This is a genomic window from Curtobacterium sp. UCD-KPL2560, from assembly GCF_001705035.1.
GTDB lineage: Bacteria > Actinomycetota > Actinomycetes > Actinomycetales > Microbacteriaceae > Curtobacterium.
The window spans coordinates 1-2,809 of record NZ_MCIG01000135.1; the positions used below are offsets into that span (position 1 = coordinate 1).

Consider the following 2,809-nt stretch of genomic DNA (forward strand, 5'->3'; position numbering starts at 1 on the left):
CCGCGTCGCGTCGCGCCGGCCGCGTCGCGTCGCGCCGGCCGCGTCGCGTCGCGCCGGCCGCGTCGCGTCGCTCCGGCCGCGTCGCGTCGCGTCGACCACGCCGCGACGGACGGACCCCTCAGTGCATCGCCGGCAGCTGCTGTGCCCCCGCGTCCTCCCCGAGCTGCGGGTTGCGGAGCAGCACCACCGCGGCGACGACGGCGATCGCCATCACCACGGCTGCGCCGAGGAACACCGCGTCGTACCCGGCGACGAGCGCACCGGCGGAGCGCCCCGCACCAGCGTGCGCGACGTACAGGTTCGTGAGCACGGCGAGGCCCACGGCACCGCCGATCTGGTTCGTCGCGTTCGCGGCGGCCGCGGCGGCGCCGGCGTCCTCGGGGCGGACCCGGGACAGCGCCATGTTCTGCGCGGGCACGAAGATCGCGGCCATGCCGGCGCCCATCACGACCAGGCCGGGCAGCACGTCGGTCCAGTACGAGCCGTCGGCCGAGACGCGGGTGAGCAGCAGCACGCCGATGCCCGCGACGACCGGTCCGACGACCATGAGGGGCTTCGGGCCGGTGCGCGGCACGGTCTTGACGAGCACGGGGATGACCGCTCCGATGGCGAGCGCGAGCGGCAGTGTCGCGACGCCGGAGACGAGCGGCGCGAAGCCGAGGACCTGCTGCAGGTGGAAGGTCACGTAGAGCGTCACGGTCGCCATCACGGCACCGGCGCAGGTCTGGACGACGAGGGCGCCGCCGCGGTTCCGGTCGAGCACGACGCGCAGCGGCAGCAGCGGCGCGGCGACGCGCAGCTCGATGAGCACGAACGCGACGAGGAACACGACACCGATGCCGATCGCGACGAGTGCGCCGCCCTCGACCCAGCCCCGCTCGGCGAGGGTGAACCCGTAGACGAGCGCGCCGAGGCCGATCGCGATGGTCACGGCACCGGCGACGTCGAGTCGTCCGTGGCCCTCGGCGCGGCTCTCGCGGAGCACGAGGACCGCGGCGACGACGGCCACGGCCGCGACCGGCACGTTGACGAGCAGGCACCAGCGCCAGCCGACGAACTCGGTGAGCACCCCGCCCAGCAGGAGGCCGACGGCCGCGCCGCTCGAGGTGATCGCGCCGAGGACCCCGAACGCGGTGTTCCGGGCACGACCCGACGGGAAGGTGACGCTCACGAGCGACAGCGCCGCGGGGGCCATGAGCGCGGCACCGGCACCCTGGAGCACCCGGCCGCCGATGAGCATCGCGGGGACGGTCGCGAGCCCGGCGAGGAGCGACGCCGCCGCGAACAGCACGACGCCGAGCACGAACGTGCGCTTGCGGCCCCAGTAGTCGGCGATGCGCCCGCCGATGAGCAGGACGGCACCGAAGGTCAGCGCGTACGCCGTGATGATCCACTGGCGCCCGTCGGCGGTCAGGCCGAGCTCGGTCGCGGCCTGCGGGATCGCGATGTTCACGATCGTGGTGTCGAGGATGACGAGCAGCTGCGCCGCGGCGAGCGTGACGAGGACGAGCCGGGAGCGGGCGTCGATCCGGTCGGTCGACGTCGAGCCGGTCGTGGGAGCGGACCCGGCGGAGGCGCCTGCGGCGGGAGGACCGACGGTCGGCGTGGTGCCGGTGGACGGGGAGGTGGGCATGGCGGAGTGGTTCCGTTCTCGGGAAGGCGTCGTGGGGTTTTCAGCCCGGATCGCCTTCCGCGACCACTCCGGCACCGTGCCGGACACAGCGAGGAGCCTACCGGACGCGGCAGGATGGCCCGGTGACCCCCGCGCAGCCGACCCCGGCCGAGCCGGCCTCCGCGCAGCCGACCCCGGCCGAGCCGACCCCCGCGCACGCGGCCCTCGACGCCCTCGTCCGGCACGTCGCCGCCACCGGCTTCCGCGCGCACGGTCTGCACGTCCGGGTCGGTGACGACACCGCCGAGCACCGCTGGACCCCGGACGTGCGCGAGGAGGTCCACTCGGTCGCCAAGGGCGTCGCCGTGCTGGCGGTCGGCATCGCGGCCGACGACGGCCTGGTCGACGTGGACGGGCCGGTCGCCGCCACGCTGCCCGCCCTGTGCACCGGCGCGGGCACCGACCGGGTCACCCTCCGGCACCTGCTCACCATGACGAGCGGCGTCGACATGCCGTGGTCGCCGACCGAGTTGACCGAATGGCCGGACCTCGCGGCGGAGTTCCTGTCGCGGCCCTCCCGGGGCCGGGTGTTCCAGTACGCGAACGCGAGCACGTACACGGCGATGCGGGTGCTCGAACGACACGTCGGGGACGTCGGCGCGTTCGTGTCCGAGCGCGTGTTCGCACCGCTCGGCATCGCGGACGTCGGCTGGGCGCGCTGCGCGCGGGGCTTCGTCGCCGGCGGCGAGGGCATCGCCCTGCGCACGTCGGAGCTCGCCCGCATCGGACGCCTGGTGCGGGACGGCGGGGTCGTCGACGGCCACCGGGTCGTCGCGGCGCGCTGGTGCGAGGCGCTGCACTCCGACTGGGTGGAGCGCGAGGGCGCCGGTCCCGGGTACGAGCGGTACGCGATGGCCGGGTGGGACGGCCCCGGGCAGCTCTGGCGGCTGCACGGCGCACACGGCCAGATGCTGCTGTTCGACCGCGACGCCGTGGTCACCGTGACCGCGGACGACCACGCCGGTGCCGACGCGTTCGCGTCGGCCGTCGCCGACGTGCTGTCCGCACGGTCCGCCGCCACCGCGCGGGACTGACGACCGGACCGACGACCGGCCGGGAGGCGCGTGGCGGCCCCGACCCGCGCCTCCCGTCGTGCCCGCCCGCCGGACGGGAGGCGCGTGGCGGCCCCGACCCGTC

2 protein-coding genes are annotated in these 2,809 nt (G+C 75.8%); one reads left to right on the forward strand and one right to left on the reverse strand.

The features are described from left to right. Positions 1-118: 118 nt before the first annotated feature. Complete coding sequence (locus BEP24_RS16080; RefSeq protein ID WP_083230448.1) at positions 119-1,633, reverse strand: MFS transporter; 1,515 nt, start codon at positions 1,631-1,633, stop codon at positions 119-121. Between the two features lie 122 nt (positions 1,634-1,755). On the opposite strand from BEP24_RS16080, the gene BEP24_RS16085 reads away from it, so the two are divergent. After that, entirely contained in the window at positions 1,756-2,706 is a 951-nt protein-coding gene (locus BEP24_RS16085) for a serine hydrolase domain-containing protein (protein ID WP_083230449.1), read from the forward strand. Positions 2,707-2,809: the final 103 nt, after the last annotated feature.

Excerpts from the sequence above, each read along its gene's own strand:
- BEP24_RS16080 (WP_083230448.1), bottom strand. The coding sequence starts at position 1,633 with ATGCCCACCTCCCCGTCCACCGGCACCACGCCGACCGTCGGTCCTCCC.